Source organism: Janthinobacterium sp. BJB301, assembly GCF_002735685.1.
In the GTDB taxonomy this organism is placed as follows: Bacteria; Pseudomonadota; Gammaproteobacteria; order Burkholderiales; family Burkholderiaceae_D; genus Janthinobacterium; species Janthinobacterium lividum.
Genome location: NZ_PDZJ01000001.1, coordinates 1,724,772 through 1,749,798 on the forward strand (window position 1 = coordinate 1,724,772; position 25,027 = coordinate 1,749,798).

A 25,027-nucleotide genomic window follows, 5' to 3' on the forward strand; every position below is an offset into this window, starting at 1 on the left:
CCTGCCAGGCGGGCGCGCCGCGCACTGTTGCTGGCGTATGATGACGTGAATCAACTTGGCTCCTACAGCCTGAAAGCAGCGATGATGCAATCGACTAAGCAATTCAAGGAAGTCGATACCGTACGCGTCAAATGTGGCGGTCCGGCAATGACGGTACTGTGCGTCGATGGCGATTACTTCACGGGCGAAGAAAACCGTACGGCTGTCTTTTGCGTGTACGAAAAAGACCAGTTCCTGTTCGAGCAAGCCTATCCCGAGTGTGCGCTCGACATCCTCCGCGACGCCTGACGGCAAGCGGCGCAGCCGGCGCCCCGCTTTGTGCTACATTCAATGTTCTGCATTCCTGTCTAGCAAGGTGACCATCATGGAAACTCTTGAGCTGCTTTTTGCCTCGCTGGTGCGCGAAACGGCCGAATCGATACGCGACCACCACGTTCCTTTTGCCATCAAACACGACGAGCGCGCCTATTTCGAGTGGATGGATGGGCATCCGATCAATGGATATATCCAGGAAGCGTATCGGGAGATCGAGGAAACAGCCCAGCAGATCCGCGCCATTCGCGCTGGATGATGACGCTTGCGGCAAACGTCGATACGGTCGTTAAGCTATGCAGTGAACGTATTGACTTAGATCAAACACTCAGCTGTTCCAATCGAATTGATAGCCCAAAGCCGGGACAATCAGGTCTGGAGGCGGGAGACATGGATCAGGAACAAAAACACCAGATCAGGGGCTATGAATTTCATGTTGCGGGGGCGCTGGAGAAGGATGGGCGTTACCGGGGCATGATTTTGATTAGCAAGCGTGGCGATACGCAGCAGGTGTACGCCAAGCCCGTGCTGATCGAAACGCCAAGCAGTTTCAAGTCCGTGCATGCGGCCTTGATCGAGGCATCGGCGTATGCCCAGGAACTCATCTATAACGGCGCCATCAAGGCACTGCTGCCGGCCGATGCGCCGCTCGCCGAAAAACAGGCGCCGCAGCCGCCGGATTTCGTCGGCAATTGACGCTGGCAAGCCGATCCGGGCACCTTGGGGACGCGTATAATGACGCGCTTTCCCGGATAAAAACTCAACACCATGGAATTTGTGAATTTACCGCTGGTCTTCCTGGTCGGCTGCGCGCTGATCGCTTTGCTAGCCAAGAAGAATGGCTATTCGTGGTACCTGTTTTTCTTTGCCATCGCCGTGCCCGCGCCCCTGTTGCTGCTGGCCTTGCCCCATGTGCTGGGCGTGGAAACCGCTTCGCTGACCGCCGTACGGCTGGGTACCGTCCTGCTCTTCCCCGTGGCCGGCTTGCTGCTGGCCCTGCGGAGAAAGAGCTGACCGGCAAGTTGCCTCAACCTGCCTGCACGCCATCGGCCAGGCGCCAGCCGACGGACAGCGCCAGTTGCTGCGCCTCTTTTTCGTTGCTGCAATCGTCGTAATCGCAGGTGTCCGCATACGCGCCGCATGCCTGGTTCTGGCTGACATACGAGCCGACCCAGCGGCCATCGCGGCGCTGGCTGGCCGTGGCGCTGATAATAAAACCTTTGTGGATGGTGGGATTTTCAAACGACATAGTTCCTCCGGTGCAAGAAGCGTCAGGAAGCTGACTGGTCTCCACTGTGCGCCACCAGCCGCCCGCAGTCTGTACGTTTGACCACACACAGAAAGCACGCACGCGCCTGCCTCGCGGCGCCGGGCGATCGGGTATGATTTCAGCATGTGTGGACGACTCGATCAAAATGACACGGCGCCCGTGCTGGCGTCATCCTTCGGCTGGACCGACGCGGTGTTCGACAGCGAGGCCGAGCCGCACCTGAACGTGTCGCCCGGCACTTACCGGCCCGTGCTGCATATCCAGGATGGCGTCCACAGGGTCGATGACGTCTTCTGGGGCTACCGCCCCGCTTGGGCCGCGCAAGCCGTGCCCGCCCCCGGCAAGAAAAAAATCCCCATCGCCATCAATGCCCGTCTGGAAAAACTCGCTGGCGCCTACTGGAAGCCCTTGCTGCGCGCGGGGCGCGGTATCGTCAGCGTTTCCGGCTGGTATGAATGGACGGGAGAGAAAGGAAGCAAGCAACCGTGGCACATCCACCGCAAGGACCGCGCGCCCCTGTTCCTGCTGGCGCTGGCCCAGTTCGGGCCGTACAAGCATAACCGCGAGGAAGCCGGCTTCGTGCTGGTGACGGCCGACAGCATGGGCGGCATGGTCGATATCCACGACCGCCGCCCCGTCGCCGTCAGCCTGGAAGACGCGCACCGCTGGCTCGACCCCGCCCTGACGCCGGAGCAGGCGCTGCATTTGGCGCGCACCTGCATGCTGGATGTAGAACTGTTCGAATGGCATGCCGTCGATAATCCGCTGGTGCCGTCTGCCAAACCCAAGCCGCCACCGCCGGCTGCGGCGCAAGGCGCGTTTGACTGGGGTACGGATTAAGCATCCGCTCCTCGACTTTTGCGAAAATGACCAACGGCTACGAATCAAGACCGCCGGAAGATTAAGATCAGCTATCAACAACTGGTGCGTATCGCGGCTCACGCTTTCCTATGCGCGCTGCCTCCGCGCTCCAGGGCATGCGCACAGTTTCGCTTCTCAAGCACAGCCCACATCCGCTCGCCATATTTTTTGCAAGCGTTCCGACGTGATAAACAGCAAGGCGAAGCATGAAGCGGGCCACGTCATTGCATCCCCGTGCAGTTGAAAGCTTGACAGCGACGGAGATTCCCGCGATGAGCATTCCATCATTTTCCTCTTCTTGCCCCTTTCTGCAATGGATGACGCCACATTCATTTCGCCGGGCACCTTCAATTTACTGATTACCAATTACCGTAAAAAAATAACTGCCAGTTCTCAGAGATACAGCCGCCTTGTATATTCAACTATTTTTAGTTACCATGTGGAAATGTTTGGCAACTATGCAACTGCCAATTCCCATCATTTCACCAAAATATTGGTATCAAAAGGTTATTCTGTGAGAAATAATACCGTAATCAGTACCTTGAGCCTTGCCTTGATTTTCTCCACTCCATTTGCCAGCGCAATAGAATCCGATTCAAACCCCATTTCAAATTTCCTGGGGGCTTTACAGAAAATTGCTGACGGTCCCGGCGCTGCGCCCGCAAAGCGCGCAGAAAGCCCGAGCGACATGAAGTCTGATGACGTATTGCAGAGCATTGCCAATGAACATGGCGCAGATAGCCGCGCTTCGTCCGGCACATGCCGTTATTTGCTGGATGATGATGGCAAGATGCTTATTGCCCAAAAAACGGAAAACTTCCACCAAGTCTCGATATTGGCGCAAATACGTGCGGCCAACGTAGCAGCGTGTTCCCTGCGCGGAGTCGGAGCATCCATTTCGCAAGCAAAAAATGATGTCGGTCAATTGCTGACGATTTCTGCGCTCAATGCGAATCAAGCCGATATGGTTACCGAAAATACACTGCGGCACGCGAAATACGCGATTACCCTGCTTAAATTAAATGCGACGGCCAATCAGAATTCCATTTCTGCATTGGAAAACGTGTTTTGGCCGAAAGGACCCGTAGCTGACTCGAAAGCTTTTGCGGTCATGACGGCGAAAGATGCAGCGACAAAATACATCGCCAATTCATTTGCATTCCTGCGCACCTATTCCAACAAAACCCTGCAGATCAAGGGACGCGTCCAGAGCATCAATGGACATGATGACCGCGCCTCAGTTACTCTCGAGGGTATCATACAGAAAGATATCAATGACCAGGGCTGGCAACATATTGTCGCGTGTAACGTCCAGAGCAAGGATGCATTGGACGATGCAGCACGCATTTCAAAGGGCGACATGATAACCGTTCAGGGCATCTTTACGCCACGGACATTGCCCGGTGTTTCGCTGGATGACTGCCGCGTTGTCCGATAAGTTCAGGCCATGCCTGCCGTCTTCCGCGGGCGCCCTCGCTGTCCCGCCCTTCGGCGCAATATAGTTCAATCCAGCCGCGCCAGGCGCCGCCATAGCGTTTCCATCGGCCCCTGGCGAAAATGCCGCAGCCAGTAACGGCTCAGCAGCACCTGCCCCGCCATGATGACTACCGCCAGGCCCAGCATCTCGGCCGGACGCAGTGTCGCACCCCAGCCCAGGCCCGGCCCCTGCAGCAGCCAGGTGCCGATCAAGGATTGCAGCAGATAATTGCTCAGCGCCATGCGGCCCACGGGCGCCAGCCATGCACCCAGCCAGCGCAGCATGAAAGGACCGGTCAGCATCAGCGCGGCCACATAGCCGGCCGCCAGCACGGGGCCGCCGGCAAACAGGCCCACTTCGAACAGGGCCGTGTCAAACACGGTTTGATACGGATCGGCTACTTGCCACGCGACAGCGCCCGCCGCCAGCAGGTTGAACGGCAAGCCCACGCCCAGTCCCACGGCAAGCACCCGACGCCACAGGCGCTGGTGGCGCTGCGGCTGCGTCAGCCAGCCACAACGCACGGACAAGATGCCCAGCAGGAACAACACGATGATATGCGGCAGCATGACGGCGGCGTACAGCAAGGAGACGAGGAAATCGTTGGCACGCAGCTTGGCGACTGCCCACGCACCGCCTTGCGTGTAGATGGCGTAACGCTGCGCAAAACTGTGCAGGTCGCGCGCGATGTCCGGTGCGCCGCCCTGCTGGCCCAAGGGAATGAGCAGGCACATGAACAGCAAAAAGCCGGCCGCCACCAGCCAGGCGCGGTTGCGCACGCGGCTGAGCCTGGCTGATGCCAGGGGCAGGATCAGCATGCCGGCGACGGCATACGAGGTCAGCACGTCGCCACTCCAGATGAGGAAACCGTGCAGCAGACCGAAGGCCAGCAGCCAGCGCAGCCGGCGCCGATAAGCCGCTCGCGCCTGCTCCCAGCTACCCAGCTGGCGTTGCAAGGAACGTGTCTGCAAGGCAAAGCCGGCGCCAAACAGAAACGCGAAGATGGGATAGAACTTGAATTGCGCCAGCGCCGCCACGCCGAAAATGACGAGCTGGTCCAGCACGGGCGGCTGCGCCGGCAAGGTGCCGTAGCGCAAGGAAATCGTGCCCCAGGCAAAGCCCCATATATTCACCAGCAAGATGCCGAACACGGCAAGGCCGCGCAGCACATCGAGCTGCAGCAACCTGCCGGGCCTGGCGGACATGGAGTTCAGGGGCGCGCCAGGGTGGGGTAATCGGTCACCCGCAGGCTGAAGCCGGACGCATCCGATTGCAGGCTCGCCTGGCTGCCGAACGGCAAGGTGACCCGGCGGCGGATGTGGCCAAACTCGAGCCCCGTCAGCACGGGCACGGGCAGGCGCTGGCGCACATAGGCCAGCATGGCGTCGAAATCGTAGCCGTTATCCATGGGACTGAGTTTATACGCGGAAAAATCGCCGAGCACCACGGCTTGCTGGCGGCCAATCACGCCCGCGTGCAGCAGTTGCAGCAGCATGCGTTCTACCCGGTACGGGTGTTCGTTGACGTCTTCCAGGAACAGGATGCCGCCGTCGATTTCCGGAAAATATGGGGTACCGAGCAGATGCACGAGCATGGCCAGGTTGCCGCCCCACAGCTTGCCTTTCAGCTCGACCTGCGGATTGCCCGTTGCCGTGCCCGTGACCGTGTGCGTGGGGCCGGCCAGGCACGACCACAGCTGATCGAGCGTAAATTGCTCGGGCTCGTCGCGGATGAAATCGTCGCAGATCATGGGACCGGCAAAGCTGGCGCGGCCCGTCTTGGCCATCAAGCCCATGTGGAAGGCCGTAAAATCGCTGTAGCCGACAAACAGCTTGCCGCTGTCCGCCATGAGGCCGAAATCGATGTCGGACAGGATGCGGCTGATGCCGTAACTGCCGCGCAAGGCGATCACCACCTGCACGGCAGGGTCGGCAGCGGCGGCATGGAGCTGCGCCAGGCGGCCCGCATCCGTGCCGCCGAAGCGCTGGAATCTATGTTCGTGATCGTAGTAATTGTGGACGGTGGCGCCTTGCGCCTGCAAGCGGCCGATACCGCGTGCCAAGGCCGCCTCGTCGGGCGCATAACCGCCCGGCGCGACGATGGCGATGCCAATCTCAGGTGTCTTCAAAATATGCCCGGCTAGTCAAGTGGTGGGCGCGCCTGGCTCAAGCTGGCTGGGAGCGCATCTGGGGCGCCATCTTACCTTGCAGATGCACATCGATCAAGGCGAGCAGGCGCTCGATCAGCTGGGGCGGCATGTCGTGCCCCATGCCTTCGATGACTTCCAGCCGGGCGCCCGGGATCAGCGCCGCCGTATCGATGCCGCAGGCGACGGGGATCAGGGGGTCGGCCGCGCCATGGATCACCAGCGACGGGCAACTGATGCTCGGCAGCAATGCCGTGCGTTCGCCCGAGGCGGCGATGGCCACCATTTGCCGCGCCACGCCTTCCGGGCAACTGCCACGCTGCAGCGCCGCTTCGATGCGCTGGTACAGCAGTTTTTCCGAGACGGGATAGGCGGGACTGCCGATGACGCGCACGGTGGCGGCCATGTGCGCCATCAGTTCGGCACGGCTGGCGTTGCGTTTCGGGCGTTGCAATAGAGCGTTGCGCGCGGCCCGCGTGGGGCCGGGCAAGCCGCGCCGGCCGCTGCTCGACATGATGGACGTCAAACTGAGCACCTGCTGCGGCGCGCGCGCCGCCATCACTTGCGCGATCATGCCGCCCATCGACACGCCGATCACATGCGCCTGGGCAATGCGCAGGGCCGCCAGCAAGCCCAGCGCATCTTCCGCCATGTCATTGAGGGTGTAGGAAGTTTTCAGGGGCCAGCCGACCAGGTTTTTCACATAGGCCAGCGGCAGATAGGGTTTGCCCGCCAGCGCCATCTTGCTCGACAGGCCGCTGTCGCGGTTGTCGAAACGCAAGACGCGAAACCCTTGCTCGACGATGCCTTCGACGAAGTCCGCCGGCCAGGCAATCAATTGCATGCCCAGGCCCATGACCAGCAGCACGCACGGATCGTTGGGGTCGCCGTGGCTCTCATAAGCTATGTTCAGGCCGTTCGCCATGATGGTTGCCATGATTGCCTCTCTTCCAGGAACCAGCACGCAGGCACGATCGCTGCGGCCTTGTAATCAGCATACCACTATTGTGCTTCAGACATGAGACCGGCACGCGGCACTCAGCTGAAGTGTTGCCGCGCCGGTACGGCGCGCGGCAACGGTGACGAATCAACGGTGCTGCTTACTTGGCTTTAGGCAAGGAATCGGCCAGGTCGACCCAGCTTTGTGGCTGCGGTTTGCCCCGTTCGCGCACGCCGAAGAAGGAGACCACTTGCGTGCCTTCCTTGTCGAAGAACTCGACGGAGGTGACGCCGCCGCGCTTGACGACCCAGCCGCTGCGCAGGGCCGTGTCGCGGATGTGCAGGTTGAAGTCCGGGTCCAGCACGTTGAAGAAGCCGCCGGCGGCCATGGTTTTCTCGATCTTGCCGCTGTAGATCTGCGTCAAGCCTTCGTTGCCCAGGAATACCATGATGGCGACCTTGTCCTTTGCCGCGTTTTCCAGCAGGGTACGCAGTGCTTCGGGCGTCACGCGCTCGACCACGCCGGCCGGCGCCAGGCGCAGGGCCTGTTCGCGCGACAGGTGGAATTCACGCATGATTTGCGCAAACTGGTGCACGTCCGTCATGTCTTTCCAGGCCAGCTGGAATTCCTTGACATCGATCTCGGCATCCGGCTTTTCCGCCGCTTTCGGCGCCACGGCCAGCACGTTCAGCTCCGCGCTTTGCTGCGGCAGGCGGAACGTCGCCACCAGCTTGTCGTAGACAGCCACGCCCGGCTCGTTGCGCAGGTATATCTTGTGCACGGCCGTGCCGTTGGCGTCAAAAAACTGCAGGCTGCGCGTCGGCTTGCCATCGCGGCCCGCCTGTTCCACGGCAAATGCGTATTTCCAGTTTTCAAAGTGGAAACGCAGGTCGATCTGGCCGCCCAGGTAGCCGCCGGCGATATTGCGCTGGCGCGCTTCCGTTTCCGGATCCTGCTTGGCGTCGGCCTGTTCCGACTTGTCGCCCGCCTGCTTGAATTTGCTGGCGACGCCCGTCGTTTCGATCACGCCATTTTCATTGCGCGTGATGGCTTGCACGATGCCCAGGTCCAGCGCGGCGCGCATGATTTCGCGCGGCTGGTTGCCGTCGGCCTGCAGGCGCGTGACGCCCTTGCCGATGTTGGTTGCCAGCAATTGCGCTTCGGACACGCCCAGCGCGCGCGCCGCGTCACGGATCTGCAGCTTCGGCTGCTCCGTGCGCAAGGTGGACCAGCGTTCCGCCAAAGTGGCTGGGGCCGCGTATGCGTTTGCGATCAGCAGGCTGCCTAGCAGGGATAGAACGAGTTTGGATAACTTCATAGAGAGACCATTCAATCAAACATGGAAAAAAAGAGGGGCAAGCACCCCTCCCCGGTAAAAATCAATAGTTGATGCTGAGGCTGGCGGCGACGTTGCGGCCCGGTTTGGCGTAGCGCTCGATCTCCGCGCGGCTGGCCACCGTGGTGCCGGCGGACAGGCTGCGCGCAGCGGCGTAATCCCAGTACTTGCGGTCCGTCAAGTTGTACACGCCGACGATGATCTTGGCGTTCTTGTGCACGTTCCAGTAGGTCGACAGGTCGAAGATGGTGTACGACGGCACCTTGAAACGCGGCGCGGTCGTGCCCATCAACAGGTCGTTCGGCGCCTGTTTCTCGCCGGCATGCAAGGCCGTCAGCTCCAGGCCGAACAGCTGGTTCGCATGGTCGTAGCCGAAGGTCAGCGCCGTCTTGGGCGGCGCCACCGAAGCCAGGCCGCCGCTCTGGCCCGTCTGGGTATTGAAGGAGCGGCCCTTGGCCACGCCCGTGGCCAGGTCGACGCGGTAGCCCTGCATGGCAGGCGACCAGGCACCCAGCTCCGCGCGCAAGCTCAGCTCGCCGCCCCAGGTGCGGGCATCGCCGATGTTTTCCGGACGGAACAGACCCTGCACGATGGTGGGGAAATTGACCGGATCGTCTTCCTGCGCCACATACTCGATCATGTTCTTGTATTCCGTCTGGTAGACGGACGCGTGCATGCTCAAGCCCTTGACGATGTCGCCCTTCAAGCCCAGCTCGTAGGCCTGGCTGGTTTCCTTGCGCAGATTCGCATTGCCCAGCACGGCATAACCGGTGCCCGTGCCCGTATAGCTGAAGGAATCATAGGTGCCCGTGCGCTCGGCCGCCGTCGGCAGGCGCGTGCCGCGCGTCACGGTGGCATAGGCATTCATTTGCGGCAGCACTTCCACGGACAGGCTCAGGCTCGGCGTGAAATAGGTATCGCTTTCCTTGCGCACTTCCTTGGCGGCATTGGGTACGGCGATCACATAGTTTTGCAGGTTTTTCGGTTCCAGCTTGCGGTAGTCGGCGCGCAGGCCCGGCGTCAGCACGGCTTTCTTGCCGCCCAGGTTAAAACTGAGGTCGTCGCGCACGTACAGGGCCAGCTTGGTGCTGTCCATGTCGGCCATGCGGTTCTTGCGCGTGATCTGGTGTACGCCCGTGGCGATGATGGTGCGGTCTTCCACCCATGGACGGCGCGATTTGCTTTGCTCCAGCTGCACCCCGTACAGCAGCGCATTGTCGGCATTGACTTGCTTGAACGCTTCCGACGTCAGGCCGATGCTGTCATTCTTGAAGCTGGTGTCGATGGTCCGCTGCGACGGGCTGCCGAAGGTGTAGCGGCCTTGCGTCTGGTCATCGATTTTCGCATTCTGCAGATACACCTTCGACGTCAGGCGGTCGAACAGGGCGAAGTCCTTCAGCGCCACATCGTGGCCCAGGCTGACGCGCGTGCGCTTGGTGGTGGAGTCCTGCTGCACGCCCGTCGGATAATACGTGCTGACCTTGTTGCGCAGATCGCGCTTGTTCTTGCGCTCGAACATGTCGACCGTCAAGTCCAGCTTTTGTTCGCCCGGCAAGGCCCACACCAGCTTGGACAGCAAGGCGTTCGAATGCCAGTCGTCCGGATTGACGGGGGCGCTGCCGCGGCTGTCCGTCTGCTCGCCATCGCGGTGCACATACACGGCCAGGCCTTGCAGATTGGCGCCGATCTTGGCGGCACCCGTCAAGGTATGCGCATTGCTGCGGTCGGCCGTGGCACGGCCGTATTTATACGCCACATAATGGTCCACGCCTGCGCCCAGGTAATCCTCGGGCGACTTGGTGATGAACGCCACGCTGCCGCCCAGGCCAGGATTGGCGCCGCTGGCGGCCGTCGTGCCCGAATCGATGCGCACCTCGCGGAAAGTTTCAGGATCGAAATAGTCACGCCCCGTGCCGAAGGCGTTCAAGGTGGTGCCGTCCGGCTTCGGTGCCGCATCCGGCAGGGAAATGCCATCCACGTCCAGGCTGACCCGGTTGCCTTCCATGCCGCGGATGTTGTAGCCCGTGTTGCCCGAACCATCCCACACGCTGCCGGCGCCCGATGCCGCCATTGGCGTGCTGATCAGCGGCTGGTAGCGCACGATGCCGGCCATGTCCGTCACGTTGCGGCGCTCCAGGTCGTCGCTGCGGATCACCGTCTTGGTGCCGGCGCGGCGCTCGTAATCCTGTTTGGCATTGACGACGATTTCCGGGAAGACAGGCAGCTTGGCCGGTTCCTGGGCGGCCGTGCCCGCGTTGATGGCGGCCGTTTGGGCCACGGCAGGCAGCAGCGGCGCTGCAAACAGGCCCAGCAAGGCGGCGCGCAGCACCAGGTTGTGGCGGCGGGCCGGCAGGCAAGATGAAGATACAACGGGCGCAGCGAAGCGCTGCAGAGGCACAGTAGTCATGATGATCCGGTCTAAGAGTAAAGGCTGGCTCTTGAACCCGGATCGATAACGATGCGCAAGGGAAGTTTGCTGGCGAAAACAATACTGTAACACGAATCATTCTCATTTGAGAATGATGAAATGGTCTAGACAGATGTTATTTCGCAACAGTTATAAAAAATGCCAGCCTGAATGGCTGGCAAGGGTGGCAATGGGGGCAAGGCGATGGCGGCCCTGCCCTGCCAGGGCTGGCGTCAGGCCTGCGGATTGGCCAGCTTGCGCGCTTCCGCCTGCGCGCGGCGGCGCTCGGCAAAGAAGCGCTTGAGGAAAGCGCCGCACTCGTCGGCCAGCACGCCGCCTTCGATGGCCGTCTGGTGGTTCAACGCAGGCTGCTCGAACAGGTTCAACACGGAACCGCAGGCGCCCGTCTTCGGATCGCCCGCGCCGTACACGACGCGCGCCAGGCGCGCATGCAGCATGGCGCCCGAGCACATCACGCACGGCTCCAGGGTCACGTACAGCTCGCAGCCGGGCAAGCGGTAGTTGCCCAGCTTGTCGGCGGCCGCGCGCAGGGCCATCACTTCCGCATGCGCCGTGGGGTCGTGGCGGCCGATGGGCTGGTTGTAGCCCACGGCGATGACTTCCCCATCCTTGACGACGACGGCGCCGACGGGCACTTCGCCCAGGTCCCACGCGTGCTGGGCCTGCTCGAGGGCCAGCCGCATATAGCGCGCATCCTGCGCGCTAGCGTGCGTTTCAGTCATCGGTCACTTCTGCCCAGCAATTCGGCGTTTCATGCAGCACCAGTTTATGCAGGTGCAAGCCCGTGCCGAAATGGTCGGTAAACGCCGCCTTCAGGATCTCGAAAGCGATGCGCGCCAGGTTTTCCACGGTCGGGATGCGGTCGATGACGACGGTTTTATGGTCGGGCAGGCTGGCCAGGAAGTCGCGCACGGCCGTATCTTTTTCATACACGAGGAAGGCATGGTCCCAGACATCGACCAGGTGCTGCTTGGCCAGGGTTTTCACGTCGGAAAAATCCATGATCATGCCATTATCGGAATTGCCTTCCGCTTCGATGACCTGGCCAACCAGGGTGATTTCCACCGTATAGCGGTGACCGTGCAGGTTGCGGCACTGGCTTTTGTGGTCGGGAATGCGGTGGCCCGCGTCGAATTCGAGCTTGCGTGTGATAGTCAGCATATTATTTGATTAAGGTATTTGCAGGAGTTTATGGGTTTGCAGGCTCAGCTTCCACTTCGGGTTGCTTTTGCACGTCTCGATGGCCAGCTTCATGTTGTGCGCGGCCAGGGGCCCGTCCATCGCTTGCACGAAGAAGTTCTCGAAGTCCAGTTGTTCGTAGGCGGCCAGGTCTTGCTGGAACTGGGGAATGACCACCTTGATTTCATTACCCTTGTGCACAACCAAGGTGGAGCCCATCTTCGGGCTGACGCAGATCCAGTCCACGCCGGCCGGCACGGGCAAGGTGCCGTTGGTTTCGATGGCGATGGTAAAGCCCACCGCATGCATGGCGTCGATCAGCGCCGTGTCCAGTTGCAGCAGCGGTTCGCCGCCCGTAAACACCACGTATTTGCTCGGAGCGTAGCTGGCCGGCCACAGGCTGTCGATCAGCGCGGCCAGTTCCTGCGGCGTCTTGAACTTGCCGCCCAGTTCGCCATCGGTGCCGACGAAATCCGTGTCGCAGAACTGGCACACGGCCGTGGCGCGGTCGCTTTCGCGGCCCGTCCACAGATTGCAGCCGGAAAAGCGGCAAAACACGGCTGGACGGCCCGCATGCGCGCCTTCGCCCTGCAGGGTGTAAAAAATCTCTTTGATGCTATAAGTCACTGTATTTCCTAAGAGCTGGCTGGCGTCATCGCGCAGGGCGAACGCATCGAGGCCGGCGCACTACGCCGTCACCGCAAAAGCCGATTGACAACCCTCTATTATATGCCGCCACGACACTTCCCGTGCAAATGCCGTGCCTGCCACCTGCCGCCGCGGCATCCGGGGGGCAAGAAAGCCACACAGGCAGGCATAACGACGCAGCTTTTGCGTTTAGACAATATAAATAGCCCCAAGTTAATATATTTTCTGTAAGAGCATTGCCTGATGGAAAACATTTTTGGGGAGCATGGACATGCTGCAACGCTGGATACGTCCGCCGTACCGCCTGAGCATTCTGGCCTGTCTGGCGGCCGCTGCACTCGCTTCCCTGCACGCCGGCCATGCCGCCGGGCCGATGCTGCAGGCTGACGCAGCATCCCCTTCGATGCTGGCCTGCGCCGTCCTGCTCGGTGCGCTGGCGCTGCTGCTGTGGCGCCTGCGCCGCCTGGCGCTGCGCCTGCAGGCGCTGGAACAGCTGCGCGCGGAAACCGAACAGGCGCGCCTGGCGGGCGAGCAGAACAAGGCGCGCGAACAGGAGCGCCTGCGCATCGGGCGCGACATCCACGACGACCTGGGCCAGCACCTGCTGACCCTGAAAATCGACCTGGCCATGCTGCAGACCAGCACGCATGACGCGGCGCCCTTGCTGGCACGGCAACTGGCCATGATGGCGCGCAATGTCGACCTGAGCATCGCGGCGCTGCGCTGCGTCATCCACGACCTGCGCCCGCCCGCCCTCGACGCGGGCCTGCAAGCGGCGTGCGACGGCTTGCTGGCGGACTTCAAGCGCACCACGGGCATCGATTGCAGCTGCGATTACCGGCTCGACGCCGCCGCCGGCGGCGCGCATGGCGCCCTGCTCTACCACGCGCTGCAGGAAGCGCTGGCGAACATCGCCCGCCATGCGCGCGCCACGCATGTCCAGCTATGCCTGCAGCAAACGGGCGCCACCCTGGCATGCCGCATCAGCGATGACGGCGTCGGGCTGTCGGGCTCGCCGCCGCGCCTCGGTTGCGGCCTGTCCGGCATGCATGAGCGCGTGGCCGCCGCCGGCGGCAGCCTGCACATCGAAAGCCACAGCGGCGCCGGCACCACCTTGCGCGTGTCGCTGCCGCTGCCAGGCTGCCACGATAAGGCGACGGCCCATCGCTGAAAATATTGCTCCATATCAATACCATCGACTCTCCACACTGCATCATGGCCAGCGAGCCAGCCCCATTCACCCCGAGAAGGATGCTTACATGCCGGATAGCCATGCACATGCCAGCGCATCGCCCTGCGATGCAGCCCAGGGTTTCGCCGTCAAGATGATGGAATTGCTGGTGGTGCCCACCTTTGTCCTCGACGTGCATGGCCAGGTGATGATCTGGAACCGTGCCTGCGAACAGCTGACGGGCGTGCCGGCGACCGAAGTGCTGCGCACGCGCGAACCGGGCCGCTGCTTCTACAACGACGAGCGTCCCACCCTGGCCGACCTGCTGCTGGCAGGGCGCGGCGGCGACATGCGCGCCCTGCACGCGCAACAGCAATACCGCAGCAGCACGGGCAGCAATCTGTGCGCGGAAAACTGGTGCGACATGCCCCGCACGGGACGGCGCCGCTACCTGGCCGTCGATGCCAGCCCCATCTATGGCAATCACGGCGAACTGATCGCCGTCGTCGAAACCCTGCGCGACATGACGGATGAAAAACGCGCGCATGTGGAGCTGGAACGCCTGGCCACGCGCGACGGCCTGACTGGCCTGGCCAACCGGCGCTGCTTCGACGACACCATCCTGGCCGAATGGCAGCGCGCCCAGCGGCAAGGCCAGCCCCTGTCGCTGCTGATGGTCGATGTCGACAATTTCAAGGAATACAACGACAGCCACGGCCACCAGGGCGGCGACCTGTGCCTGCGCAAGGTGGCCGGCGCCGTGGCCAGCGAAATGCGCACGAACGATCTGGTGGCCCGCTATGGCGGCGAAGAATTTGCCGTCATCCTGCCGAACCAGTCGCTCAAGGGCGCGGCCATCGTGGCCGAACGCATCCGCCAGCGCGTGGAACGGCTGCAACTGCCGCGCAAGCGTCCCGACGGCGCCTGCGTCACCGTCAGCATCGGCGCCGCCACGGCCCTGCCCGGCCCCGGCACGGAACTGGGGCAGCTGATCCACACGGCCGACTGCGCCCTGTACCGCGCCAAGCACCTGGGCCGCAACCGCATCAGCCTGCCAGAAACGACGCTCACCTAGGCAACACGGAAGCACGACCAAATTTGGTGTATATTTGGTCCTATCGTATTTTTTTCGCATTCGGAGCCACCATGGACCTCAAGGAACGCATCAAGCCGATTTCCTATCTCAAGGCCAATACCACCGAGATCGTCAACAGCTTTGACGCGGGCCAGGACGAGCCCATCATCATCACGCAAAATGGCGAAGCGAAGATGGTCGTGCTGTCCATGCACGCGTATCAGGAAGGCAAGCGGCAAGCGCGGCAGATGCAGGAGCAGCATGCATTCATGAAACTGATCGCCATGGGCAACCAGGACATCGCGCGCGGCGACGTGGTGTCCGAAGAAGACTTCCTGGCCAGCCTCGATCAGGACTGACATGGCGCGCATCGTCGTGCTGAAAAGCGCGCAAGCCGATTTCAATGAACTGCGCAGCGACTTCAAGGCACGCCACACGGCGGCCGCCCATGCCCAGTTCATCGCGGCTTTCCGGCAATTATTTGCCGATCTCAAGACCTTCCCCGACAGCGGCACGCCCGTCAAAGCCGCCCGCGAAGTTGGCATGGATGTACGGCAACGCCTGTGCGAAGAAATCCGCGTCGTGTATCACCATGACCGCGCGCACGGCATCGTGTACATCCGCATGTTCCTGCCCACCAAACGCGACTTCCTCGCCCACTTGACGGCGCGCATACTGCGGCCCGACTGTTAGCCCCTATGCAGGGCGGCACGAATATTCTATGCTGCGGCGTTGCACTTTCCACATTCCAAGAAAAGAAGGAGCCCCCGTGTCAAGAATCATGCCCGTTTTATTACCCGCTTTCGCCCTGGCCCTGTCGGCCATGGCTTCGTCGAACCTGGGTGCCGCGCCCGTCAAACCTGCCGCCGCCCACGGCGCTGCCGCCAGCAAGGCCGATTTGCTGCCGTTCAAGGCGACGGAAAAGACCCTGGCCAACGGTTTGAAGATCATCATCGTGCCGACCGGCTTCCCCAACCTGGTCTCGCTGCAGATTCCCGTGCAGACGGGCTCGCGCAATGAAGTCGAGCCGGGCAAGTCCGGCTTTGCCCACTTTTTCGAGCACATGATGTTCCGCGGCACCAAGGCTTATCCGCCTGAAAAATACCAGGAAGTCATCACCCGCGCCGGCGCGCGCCAGAATGCGTATACGAGCGACGACCTGACGAATTACCACACGACGTTTGCCAAGCAGGACCTGGAAACCGTGCTGAAGGTGGAGGCGGACCGCTTCCAGCACCTCGACTATGCGGAAGACGCGTTCAAGACGGAATCGCGGGCCGTGCTGGGCGAATACAACAAGAACAGCGCCAATCCCGTCTCGAAACTGTTCGAAGTGATGCGCGACAGCGCCTATACGACGCATACCTACAAGCACACGACGATGGGTTTTATCCAGGACATCGAAGACATGCCGAACCAGTACGCGTACTCGAAGGTCTTCTTCGACCGCTGGTACCGTCCCGAGCGCACCACCATCATCATCGCCGGCGACGTGGAACCGCAGCAAGCCATCGCGCTGGTGGAAAAGTACTGGAGCGCCTGGCAGCGCGGCAAGCAGCAGGCGGCCGTGCCCGTGGAACCAAAGCCGCGCGGCCCCGTCTACAAGCATGTGGCCTGGCCCACGCCGACCCTGCCGTGGGTCGCCATCGGCTTCCACGCGCCCGCGTTTTCCGTGAAGGACAAAGACCAGGCCGCATTGGCGACCCTGCTGTCGCTGTCGTTCGGCCGCACCTCGCCGCTGTACAAGCGCCTGGTGCAGAACGAGCAAAAGGTCGACCAATTGTTCGACATGACGCCGGAGCGGGTCGACCCGACCCTGGCCGTGCTCGGCGCGCGCGTGAAAAACATCGATGATGCCGTCTACGTGCGCGACGCCATCCTGGCTACCGTGGCGCAGCTGCGCGATACGCCAGTGAGCGAAAAAGACCTGGCGGATGCCAAGTCGGCGGAAAAATACGGCTTGATCCGCTCGCTGGACAACACGGAGCAGATCGCCGGCACCCTGGCTTCCTTCGTGCATTTCGACCGCTCGTACGCCACCATCAACCAGTACTACCGGCTGATCGACACACTGACGCCGGCCGACCTGCAGGCGGCCGCGCGCAAATACCTGACGGACGACGGGCTGGTAGTGACGACCCTGTCGCACCAGCCGATGGCGGCCGCCATCGCCACCACGCCGACACTGGCCAGCCTGCTGCCAGCCGCCGCGAACGCGAAGTTCGACGTGCTGCTGCAAAAGTCCGCGCTGCCGCAAATCCGCTACAAGCTGCTGTTTACGGCCGGTTCCGCGCAAGATCCGCAAGGCAAGGAAGGCCTGGCCGCGCTGACGGCCGCCATGGTGGCGTCCGCTGGTTCGTCCGAGCGCAAGATCGACGAGGTCAACCAGGCCCTGTTCCCGCTGGCCGGCAGTTTCAGCCAGCAGACGGACAAGGAAATGACGACGTTTACGGGCTCCATCCACAAGGATAACTGGACGCAGTTCAACGCCATCGCCCTGCCCCTGCTGCTCTCGCCCGGTTTCCGCGAAGACGACTTCCGCCGCCTGAAGGATGCGCAAAAGAATGCGCTGCTGCTGGACCTGAAGGACAATAACGAAGAGGAATTCGCCAAGGAACGCCTGCAAACCAATGTCTACGCGGGCACGCCGTACGGCCACCCCGTGCTGGGCACGGTCGCCGGCATCGACGCCATCACCCTCGACGATGTGAAACAGTTCTGGAAGAGCGCGTATGCGCAGGGCGCCGTCAAGGTGGGCATTTCCGGCGATGTGTCCGATGCCATGACGGCCTCGCTGACGCAGGCGCTGGCAAGCTTGCCGGCCGGCCCCGGCTTGCCCGCCACCGTGAAACCCGCGGGCCGCAAGGCGCAGGGCCTGGAAGTGGAAATCATCGAGAAGAACACGCGCGCCACAGCCATTTCCTTCGGCTTGCCTTTGGAGGTGACGCGCACGCACCCGGACTTCCCCGCCCTGTGGCTGGCAAAAACGTGGCTGGGCGAACACCGCGCCTCGAATTCCTACCTGTATCAGCGCATCCGTGAAATCCGCGGCATGAACTATGGCGACTACGCGTACATTGAAGCCTTCCCGCGCGGCATGTACCAGTTCTTCCCGAACCCGAACCTGGGCCGCAAGGCGCAGCTGTTCGAAATCTGGATCCGCCCCGTGGCGCCGGACAACGCCCACTTCGCCCTGCGCGTGGCCCTGACGGAATTGGGCAAGCTGGTCGACAACGGCCTGACGCAGGACGATTTCGCCACCACCCGCGATTACCTGATGAAGAACGTCTTCGTCATGACATCGACACAGGACCAGCAGCTGGGCTATGCGCTCGATTCGCAATGGTATGGCACGCCCGAGTTCACCAAGCTGATGCGTGATGGCTTGTCGAAACTGACGGTGGCGGACGTCAACCGCGCCATCAAGCAGCACCTGTCGGCGCAGAACCTGTCCGTGGTGATCGTCGCCAAGGATGCGGCCGGCTTGAAGGAAAAGCTCGTCAGCGACGCGTTTTCGCCCATCAAGTACGACGGCAACAAGCCGCAGGCGCTGCTCGATGAAGACAAGGTCATCGGCGCGATGAAGCTGAACATCAAGCCGGCCGCCGTCACCGTCACGCCGGCGGCGCAGGCGTTCGCGAAGTAAGCGTTTCGCCAGATCAAGCTCGTCCGGCAAGCTGCATTGAACGAGGTTGATCTGGCATTCGGCGCGGCCAAACCCGCCTTCAAGCCGCAAATCCCGGCCTTGGTCGCAAAGTATCATCTTGGCAATCGGCTTATCCGCATACTGTTTTTCGACTCTTCCCGAGTGAAAACCATGACAAGGATAGCCATGCACCTGCTCCATCCCCACCTTTACGCCACTTGCATCCTCGCCGCTGCCGCCCTCCCGGGCGCGCTGTACGCGCAGGCGCCGGCCCTCGCCGGACAGTGGCAATTCCAGACGGCGACAGGCACGACCACGACAAATGGCGTCGAGGTCGACCTGATCGACACGGGCATCCTCGATATTACCGAAGAGCAAGCCGGCTGGCGCGCGACGATCGCGTGGCTCGACGAAGGGGGCCAGCTCACGCCGCCGCGCACGGTCAAGGGTACGCCTGGCCCCGCCGGCACCATTTTCAGGCACGGCGGCAAGCGCGTCAGCACGGGGCGCAACGGCCAGGACATCAGTACCGAGGTGACGATCCGCTGGACCTTGCAAGCCAAAGGCGACGTGCTGAGCGGCGAACGCCTGGTCGAAACCGATGAGAACGAACCCAAGCCCGTGAGCGGCACGCGGCTGAAGGAACGCTATGTGCCGCCGGCACTGCCGGCCGCGCCGCCAGTGGCAAGCGGCGCCGCGCGCGGCCCTTCCACGCCAGCCGAACGCGCGCGCGTGGTGCGGATGGCGCAAGAGGCGCAGCGCGATCCCCTGGCCGTGCAACAGCGCGACGGCGCCTGGCTGGGCGCATGGATCGAGGCGATTCCCGACTTCACGCTACCGGCCAGTGCGCTGGAAAGCTGGCTGTCCATCGCCAGCCAGGCCGCCATCCGCGAGGCGACAGTCTTTCAATACCTGGCCAGCGCGATGGCTTTCCAGATCGAACACCCGGACCAGGCCGGGCAGCAAAGCGCCAGCGACCTGGCGGGGATGCAGGGCGTGCTGCGCGCCTACGAAACCCTGCTGCGACAGGATAAGCTGCACCGTTCCCCAAAGCTGGACGCGGCGCTGGCGGCGCGCCGGCAAGACAGGCTGCCCGCCTTCCTCGCCACGCTGTCCGGCAGGGATGCTGGTATTGAGGCAAGCATCGGAGCCGCACCGTCGACGTCCGGCGACGCCACGGCGCGCCGGATTGTGGCGCTGGGCACCAGCGAACCGCGCGCAATGGACTGGCTCGACATCCTGAGCAACCGCTTCGGCGGCCGCATGGCCGGCAGCGATGCCTACACGCATGCGGCGCAATGGGCGCGCATGCAACTGCAGCAATGGGGTGTGCAAGCCGAGCTGGAAGAAGCGGGCCAGATGCCCGTCGGCTTCAACCGCGGTCCCTGGTCGGGCAAGATGCTGGCGCCCCGGGAGCAGCCCCTGCGCCTGGCGACGCCCGCCTATACGGCCGGCACCCGTGGCGTGCAGCAAGGCCTGGCAATCGTGGGGCCGGCCACCCTGGAAGAGGCGCTGGAGCGCGCCGCGCAATTCAAGGGAAAATGGGTGCTGACCGGCGGCGAAAACAGCGGTGGCGGGCGCGATGGCAAGACCGTCCACCAGCCCAGGGCCATCACCCGGGTGCTGATGCAGGCCGGCGCCCTCGGCACCATCCAGTCTGGCGAAGAACCGCTGTATGCCGCCAGCGCCGCGCCCAGCTCCTGGGCGGCCCTGCCGACCTTGCCTGACATCAAACTGGCCGCGCCACAATATGCCGACATCCGCCAGCGCGTGGCGCGCGGTGAAGCCGTGACCCTGGAGTTTGACATCCGCAACTGGTTCTATCCGGGGCCGGTGGCGTATCACAACGTCGTCGCCCGCATTCCGGGCACGGAAAAGCCGGAGGAAATCGTGCTGATCGGCGCCCACCTCGACAGCTACGATGGCGGCACGGGCGCGGCCGACAATGGCGGCGGCGTAGCCACCATGCTGGAGGCGATGCGCCTGCTGGCCAAGTCCGATGCCAGGCCGCGCCGCACCATCATGCTGGCGGCCTTCGGCGCGGAGGAAATCGGCCGCAAGGGTTCGTTCGCATTCGCCGAGCGGCATGCGGGGGAATTGCACAATATCGTCATGATGCTGAACCGCGACGGCCGGCCTGGCGCCATCGACGGCATTGCGATTCCCTCGGCGTGGCAACCCGTGTTTGGCCGGGTTGAACAGGCCCTGCAAGACATCCACCCCGTGTTCGGCTTCGCCACGACCATCAACGACGTGCCGCGCGATGCCAGCAAGGCGATGAATGCGCGGGCCGGCAGCGATGACGCCGTCTTCAGCCTGCATGGCGTGCCGACGCCGAAGTTTACCGTGCTCGGCGATTTCGACTATGCGCGCGTGCATCACACGGTACTCGATACCTATGACAGCGTGCAGCCTTTCAGCGCGGCGCAGCAATACTCGGCCATCGCCATCGCCTTGAGCGCGTATGAAGTGGCGAACGCGCCGGAGGAGCTCAGCCGGAAGGGCTACTATCGCGCCGCCAAGGCGGGACCATAGTCTTTCCCGCCAGCGTCACTCGAAGGGATTGGCCACCGACGTCACTTCGGGCGGCGGCAGCTGGTCAGGCAGTTCCTGCTTTTCCAGCTGCGCCACCACGTCGCCCAGCAGTTTTTGCAATTGCTTCGCCAGGGCCAGGCCCGGCTTGTCCAGGGTCAGGTCGATGTCGCCGCTGATGCTGATGCGGTCGATCCTGTTTTCGATAGTCAGGCTGCCAATGTCCAGCACATCGCTTTCATTGGCATACGGGACGAATTTCTTTGCGCACATGGGATTTCCTTTTTGACGGTCTTATTTCTTGGACTTGCTCTTTACCTTGGGCAAACTCAGCATGCGCAACTTTTGCTGCCGCGTCAGCGACGGTAACAGATCGATGCCGATCCTGTCTTCCAGTTGCGCAATGCTCAACACTTCATACGTCTTGGTATCGACGTTTTCAATGAAGTAGGCGGCGCCGGCGCGCTGGCGCGGGCTGTAGACGGCCTTGTACAGATGGCTGGGCACAATGACTCTTCCCACCTTGCGCAGGTTGCCGCCAATAAAAGCCGGGCCCGTGATCACGTACAGGTCGCCTTCCTTCTTCGCCATCTTGCGCACGGCGCCCTCGATGCCGGCCCACACATAGCGGTTGTTGCGCGCATCCTGCGGCACCATGTTGGCGAGGGTAAAGCTGTCGCGCTGGCTCTGGCGGTCCGGCATGTCGCCGTTGGGCGCCATGTGGCCACGGTCGAAGCCGCTGCGCGCATAATCGGCCAGTTCCGCGCGCTGGGCGGCGGGCAGCTTGCGTTCGGCATGGAAAGAGTTTTCGCGCGACAAATCCTGTGCCGCTTCCAGGTTGTTCGCCGTCAAGTGTTCAGCCGACCACAGCGGCGTGCGCGTGATACCCGAGTGCATCACGCCAAACACGTTGTAGCACAGCTCCTTGGTGGCCACGTCCAGCTTGGGGTTGGTGATTTCCGGCTTGCGGCCATCGACGTAATGGGCAGGACAGGCATCGGCATGCGCCAGGTTCGCGGCAAAGGCGGAAGCCAGCAGGCCGCACGCCAGGGTCAGCCTGGCGATCGATCGTTGAATCATATTTCCCTCTGAAATCTTGCAGGCCAGCATTCTAGCGGACGCTGGCCCTCAGCACCAAGCTGCACAAATCTGGCGTGCGCGGCGAAAAACAGGCGTACAGGCGGTCCTGCGCAGAGCTGGCGCAAATAAAGGCCAACAGGCCGCGCACAGCCATTCATATCTGCTAAGATTGCCTTGATTTGTTCGCATCGACCATTCAAGATTTGGAGAGCATATGATCAAAAAAACCCTGCTGCTGATCGTTGTCGTCGTCGCCGCCATCCTCGGCTATGCCACCACCAAGCCCGACACCTTCAGTGTCCAGCGCGAAATCACCATCAAGGCCCCGCCCGAGAAAATCGCCGCCCTGATCACGGACTTCCACTACTGGGCCGCCTGGTCGCCGTGGGAAAAGCTCGATCCGGCCATGCGCCGCACGTTTACGGGTCCGGCCAATGGCCTGGGCGCGCAATATGCGTGGACGGGAAATGACAAGGTGGGTGCCGGCCGCATGGAAATCACGGAAGCGGCCCAGCCCGAACGCACTGTCATCAAGCTGGACTTCCTCAAGCCGTTTGAAAGCCATAACACCACCACCTTTACCATGGCGCCCGAAGGCGATGGCACCAAGGTGAACTGGACCATGACGGGCCCCAGCCCTTACGTCAGCAAGGTCATGACGGTGTTCGTCAGCATGGATACCATGATAGGCAAGGATTTTGAAAAAGGCTTGAACAACCTGAAGGCGGCGGCGGAACGCTAAGCCCGCTCACCGCCACCAGACACAGGGCCCGCGCGGCCCTGTTTTAGTTGGCGCCGCCCCTTGCGGGGGGCATGCTTAGCTCAGAATTGCTCGATCCAGGCCGCCAGGTGGTCTGGCGTGAGCGCCGGTTCAGCCTGCACCACCTTGCCTTGCAAGCCTTGCTCCGTCTTGCTGAGCTGCAAGGACCAGCCGCGCCGCGCCAGCCACAGCAAGCTGGCCAGCCAGAATGAGTGGATGGGCGAGACGGGCGTGGTGGTCGGCGTTTCCAGGAATTCCGTCAGCAGCCGGCCATCGAGAAACAGCGCCGTGCCGCCCTGGTTTTGCAGCGCCGCGCCAAACACGGGCAGCAGCATGTCGATCGTCTGTTCCACGCCGCGCCCCGGATAGTCGCGTTCGAGCGTGTCGAGCTGCTGGCGCACGGCGGCGGCAAAGGCCGTGCCGCGGAAGGCTTCCGAGCTGACCAGGTCGGCATAATCCATCAGCAGCCAGTCCGGCTCGGGCGGTGTGACGCCGGCCGTCAGGGCCGCCGACAAATACGCTTCCACGGGCAACTGCTGCTCCGGACCAGCCAGGCTGGCGCACAGCGCGTAGAGGGTGCCGATGCGGTTGGCGACGGCTTGCCGCTGGCGCACCATCAGCTTTTCGCGCAGCAACTGGGCGTGCTCGTTGCGCAAGCGCGCCAGTTCCAGCGCCTGCTTGAGTTCCATGCGCAGGGCCGCGATATCCCATGGCTTCTGGATGTAGCGGTGGATCTGCCCCTGGTTGACGGCTTCCACCGTGTGCTCCAGTTCGGAATACGCGGTGGTCAAAATGCGCACGATGTGCGGATGGCGGTCCCAGGCATACGACAACAGCTCGTTGCCATAAGCGCCGGGCATGCGCTGATCCGACACCAGCACGGCGATGCGGTCGGCCTGCTCGTCGAGGATGCGCTTGCCCTCCTCGACCGAGGTGGCCGTCAGCACGACGGCCAGCGGCGCGATAGCGCGCTGGAAATATTTGAGGGCGTTGGCCTCGTCATCGACATAGAGTATCGTCGGCAAGCCTTGCGCCGGCTCACGCTGAGCCGGTAAACGCAGATTGGCGTCAATCATGCTCGTTCCTTATATGTACTGGAAAATTCAGGGTTACCGTGGTGGAAGTGCCAAACTCGGTGGCGATATCGAGGTTGCCGCCAAACGACTGCATCATGCGGTGACAAAACACCATGCCCCAGCCCTTGCCTTCGCCGCCGCTGGCACTGACGGGGTCGATCAACAGCTGTTCGACGATCTCGGGGGCGATGCCGGCGCCATTGTCGCGCACCATGATGCGGCCGGCGTCGATGCGGATGCCGATCGCCGGATGGGCTTGCTCGCCGGCCGAGCGCAAGGCATTCGCCAGCACGGACGATAAAATCAGCGCAACGCAATTGGGCGACTCGGCAATGGAGAAATCGTCGCCCACTTCGACCGTGATGGCGGCGCGCTGGGCCGTGCTCAAGGGATAGCTGTCGAGCAAGGCGGCCAGCAGCTGGCGCGCGCTGCCGGCGCGGCGTCCTCCCTGCATGCCCGGCCCGGCACTGGCCAGGCGCACCGTGTCGATAAAGCTGGCCAGGACGGACAGGCAATAGCGCGCATTGTCGTGCATCAAGGCGGCTGCTTCGCCGATCTCGGCTTGCGGGGCCGCGTCCGCCTGCGCGCGCCGCGCGATGCCGCGCGCAAAATTGGCGATGGCCGCCAGCGGGGTGTTCAATTCATGCGCGAGGAAAGCCAGCGATTCCTCCATCGCCACCAGGCCCTGGCGGCGCGCGGCGCGCTCGCGTCCCGTCTGCACGGCCAGTTGCAGCGCCATTTGCATGGCGGGCAAGTCGAGCGGCTTTTCCAGCAAGCGGAACACCGCGCCGCCGTTGATCAGTTCGAGCAGCACGTCCTTGTCCGCATACGCGGTCACCAGCATGCAGACGATGTGCGGATAGCGCTGCGCCACTTCCTGCAGCAATTCGCTGCCCAGGCGGTCCGGCATGCGGTAATCGGTGACGAGCACGTCGATCTGGCCGGCCTCGTCTTGCAGCAGCGCGAGCGCCGCATCGACGCTCTGCGCCGTCAGCACGCGGTAGCGTGGACCGACGGCGCGCTCGAAATACTTGCAGGCGAGCGCCTCATCGTCCACGTACAGCACGCTGGCGCGGCTATCGTTATCCAT

General features: G+C 62.6%; 26 protein-coding genes. 13 read left to right on the forward strand and 13 right to left on the reverse strand.

What is annotated here, in order from left to right:
- Positions 1-81 precede the first annotated feature (81 nt).
- The 4 genes from CSQ91_RS07565 (at position 82) to CSQ91_RS07580 (ending at position 1,326) form a co-directional block, all read left to right on the forward strand.
- Positions 82-288, forward strand: a complete 207-nt coding sequence (locus tag CSQ91_RS07565) for a hypothetical protein (protein ID WP_143450975.1) — start codon at positions 82-84, stop codon at positions 286-288.
- A 76-nt stretch (positions 289-364) separates the two neighbouring features.
- Positions 365-571: a hypothetical protein gene (locus CSQ91_RS07570; RefSeq protein ID WP_070259409.1), complete on the forward strand. Its 207-nt coding sequence runs from the start codon at positions 365-367 to the stop codon at positions 569-571.
- Complete coding sequence (locus CSQ91_RS07575; RefSeq protein ID WP_139178977.1) at positions 568-1,008, forward strand: hypothetical protein; 441 nt, start codon at positions 568-570, stop codon at positions 1,006-1,008. Before CSQ91_RS07570 ends, CSQ91_RS07575 begins: the two co-directional genes overlap by 4 nt.
- 72 nt (positions 1,009-1,080) lie before the next feature.
- Complete coding sequence (locus tag CSQ91_RS07580; protein WP_099387867.1) at positions 1,081-1,326, forward strand: hypothetical protein; 246 nt, start codon at positions 1,081-1,083, stop codon at positions 1,324-1,326.
- A gap of 13 nt (positions 1,327-1,339) precedes the next feature.
- Here CSQ91_RS07580 and CSQ91_RS07585 read toward each other — a convergent pair whose 3' ends face one another.
- Positions 1,340-1,561 (reverse strand): hypothetical protein, encoded by a 222-nt coding sequence (locus CSQ91_RS07585; protein WP_034785911.1) that lies wholly within the window; start codon positions 1,559-1,561, stop codon positions 1,340-1,342.
- Positions 1,562-1,705: 144 nt separating this feature from the next.
- Here CSQ91_RS07585 and CSQ91_RS07590 point away from each other — a divergent pair, with 144 nt between their 5' ends.
- On the forward strand, positions 1,706-2,422 hold the full coding sequence (locus tag CSQ91_RS07590; protein WP_099377233.1) for an SOS response-associated peptidase: 717 nt from the start codon (positions 1,706-1,708) through the stop codon (positions 2,420-2,422).
- A gap of 334 nt (positions 2,423-2,756) precedes the next feature.
- Positions 2,757-3,881, forward strand: a complete 1,125-nt coding sequence (locus tag CSQ91_RS07595) for an OB-fold protein (RefSeq protein WP_099387868.1) — start codon at positions 2,757-2,759, stop codon at positions 3,879-3,881.
- Positions 3,882-3,946: 65 nt separating this feature from the next.
- Here CSQ91_RS07595 and CSQ91_RS07600 read toward each other — a convergent pair whose 3' ends face one another.
- The 8 genes from CSQ91_RS07600 to queE all read right to left on the reverse strand — a co-directional run bounded on the left by CSQ91_RS07600 (position 3,947) and on the right by queE (position 12,576).
- Complete coding sequence (locus CSQ91_RS07600) at positions 3,947-5,125, reverse strand: DUF418 domain-containing protein (protein WP_099387869.1); 1,179 nt, start codon at positions 5,123-5,125, stop codon at positions 3,947-3,949.
- Between the two features lie 5 nt (positions 5,126-5,130).
- Positions 5,131-6,048 (reverse strand): muramoyltetrapeptide carboxypeptidase, encoded by a 918-nt coding sequence (gene ldcA, locus CSQ91_RS07605; protein WP_099387870.1) that lies wholly within the window; start codon positions 6,046-6,048, stop codon positions 5,131-5,133.
- 37 nt (positions 6,049-6,085) lie between these two features.
- Positions 6,086-7,003: an alpha/beta fold hydrolase gene (locus CSQ91_RS07610; protein ID WP_034785914.1), complete on the reverse strand. Its 918-nt coding sequence runs from the start codon at positions 7,001-7,003 to the stop codon at positions 6,086-6,088.
- 163 nt (positions 7,004-7,166) lie between these two features.
- Entirely contained in the window at positions 7,167-8,324 is a 1,158-nt protein-coding gene (locus CSQ91_RS07615) for a hemin-degrading factor (RefSeq protein WP_034785915.1), read from the reverse strand.
- Positions 8,325-8,385: 61 nt separating this feature from the next.
- Complete coding sequence (locus tag CSQ91_RS07620; RefSeq protein WP_070279741.1) at positions 8,386-10,749, reverse strand: TonB-dependent hemoglobin/transferrin/lactoferrin family receptor; 2,364 nt, start codon at positions 10,747-10,749, stop codon at positions 8,386-8,388.
- Between the two features lie 233 nt (positions 10,750-10,982).
- Complete coding sequence (gene tadA / locus CSQ91_RS07625) at positions 10,983-11,492, reverse strand: tRNA adenosine(34) deaminase TadA (protein ID WP_034785918.1); 510 nt, start codon at positions 11,490-11,492, stop codon at positions 10,983-10,985.
- On the reverse strand, positions 11,485-11,931 hold the full coding sequence (gene queD / locus CSQ91_RS07630; protein ID WP_034785919.1) for a 6-carboxytetrahydropterin synthase QueD: 447 nt from the start codon (positions 11,929-11,931) through the stop codon (positions 11,485-11,487). The genes tadA and queD overlap by 8 nt, the downstream gene beginning before the upstream one ends.
- A gap of 9 nt (positions 11,932-11,940) precedes the next feature.
- Positions 11,941-12,576 (reverse strand): 7-carboxy-7-deazaguanine synthase, encoded by a 636-nt coding sequence (gene queE, locus CSQ91_RS07635; RefSeq protein ID WP_034785949.1) that lies wholly within the window; start codon positions 12,574-12,576, stop codon positions 11,941-11,943.
- A 286-nt stretch (positions 12,577-12,862) separates the two neighbouring features.
- Between queE and CSQ91_RS07640 the strand changes: the two genes are divergently transcribed.
- The 6 genes from CSQ91_RS07640 to CSQ91_RS07665 all read left to right on the forward strand — a co-directional run bounded on the left by CSQ91_RS07640 (position 12,863) and on the right by CSQ91_RS07665 (position 21,024).
- A complete protein-coding gene (locus CSQ91_RS07640) occupies positions 12,863-13,768 on the forward strand; it encodes a sensor histidine kinase (RefSeq protein WP_099387871.1) in 906 nt (301 codons plus the stop codon).
- An 88-nt stretch (positions 13,769-13,856) separates the two neighbouring features.
- Positions 13,857-14,843 (forward strand): sensor domain-containing diguanylate cyclase, encoded by a 987-nt coding sequence (locus CSQ91_RS07645; protein ID WP_257217250.1) that lies wholly within the window; start codon positions 13,857-13,859, stop codon positions 14,841-14,843.
- A gap of 71 nt (positions 14,844-14,914) precedes the next feature.
- Positions 14,915-15,202 (forward strand): type II toxin-antitoxin system Phd/YefM family antitoxin, encoded by a 288-nt coding sequence (locus CSQ91_RS07650; protein WP_099388606.1) that lies wholly within the window; start codon positions 14,915-14,917, stop codon positions 15,200-15,202.
- Between the two features lies 1 nt (position 15,203).
- Positions 15,204-15,536 (forward strand): type II toxin-antitoxin system RelE/ParE family toxin, encoded by a 333-nt coding sequence (locus CSQ91_RS07655; protein WP_099387872.1) that lies wholly within the window; start codon positions 15,204-15,206, stop codon positions 15,534-15,536.
- A gap of 76 nt (positions 15,537-15,612) precedes the next feature.
- Entirely contained in the window at positions 15,613-18,489 is a 2,877-nt protein-coding gene (locus CSQ91_RS07660) for a M16 family metallopeptidase (protein WP_099387873.1), read from the forward strand.
- A gap of 186 nt (positions 18,490-18,675) precedes the next feature.
- A complete protein-coding gene (locus CSQ91_RS07665) occupies positions 18,676-21,024 on the forward strand; it encodes a M28 family metallopeptidase (RefSeq protein WP_180278365.1) in 2,349 nt (782 codons plus the stop codon).
- 15 nt (positions 21,025-21,039) lie between these two features.
- Here the strand turns inward: CSQ91_RS07665 and CSQ91_RS07670 are convergent, their stop codons facing one another.
- Positions 21,040-21,294, reverse strand: a complete 255-nt coding sequence (locus CSQ91_RS07670; RefSeq protein WP_034785932.1) for a hypothetical protein — start codon at positions 21,292-21,294, stop codon at positions 21,040-21,042.
- 21 nt (positions 21,295-21,315) lie between these two features.
- Complete coding sequence (locus tag CSQ91_RS07675; RefSeq protein WP_070279907.1) at positions 21,316-22,101, reverse strand: DNA/RNA non-specific endonuclease; 786 nt, start codon at positions 22,099-22,101, stop codon at positions 21,316-21,318.
- 214 nt (positions 22,102-22,315) lie between these two features.
- Here CSQ91_RS07675 and CSQ91_RS07680 point away from each other — a divergent pair, with 214 nt between their 5' ends.
- Positions 22,316-22,843: an SRPBCC family protein gene (locus CSQ91_RS07680; RefSeq protein ID WP_034785934.1), complete on the forward strand. Its 528-nt coding sequence runs from the start codon at positions 22,316-22,318 to the stop codon at positions 22,841-22,843.
- Between the two features lie 80 nt (positions 22,844-22,923).
- Here the strand turns inward: CSQ91_RS07680 and CSQ91_RS07685 are convergent, their stop codons facing one another.
- Together CSQ91_RS07685 and CSQ91_RS07690 are read right to left on the reverse strand one after the other, a co-directional pair.
- Positions 22,924-23,937, reverse strand: a complete 1,014-nt coding sequence (locus tag CSQ91_RS07685; protein ID WP_052140444.1) for a response regulator — start codon at positions 23,935-23,937, stop codon at positions 22,924-22,926.
- The gene (locus CSQ91_RS07690; RefSeq protein ID WP_099387875.1) at positions 23,930-25,027 is read right to left on the reverse strand and encodes a hybrid sensor histidine kinase/response regulator; all 1,098 of its coding nucleotides are present in this window, start codon (positions 25,025-25,027) and stop codon (positions 23,930-23,932) included. Before CSQ91_RS07690 ends, CSQ91_RS07685 begins: the two co-directional genes overlap by 8 nt.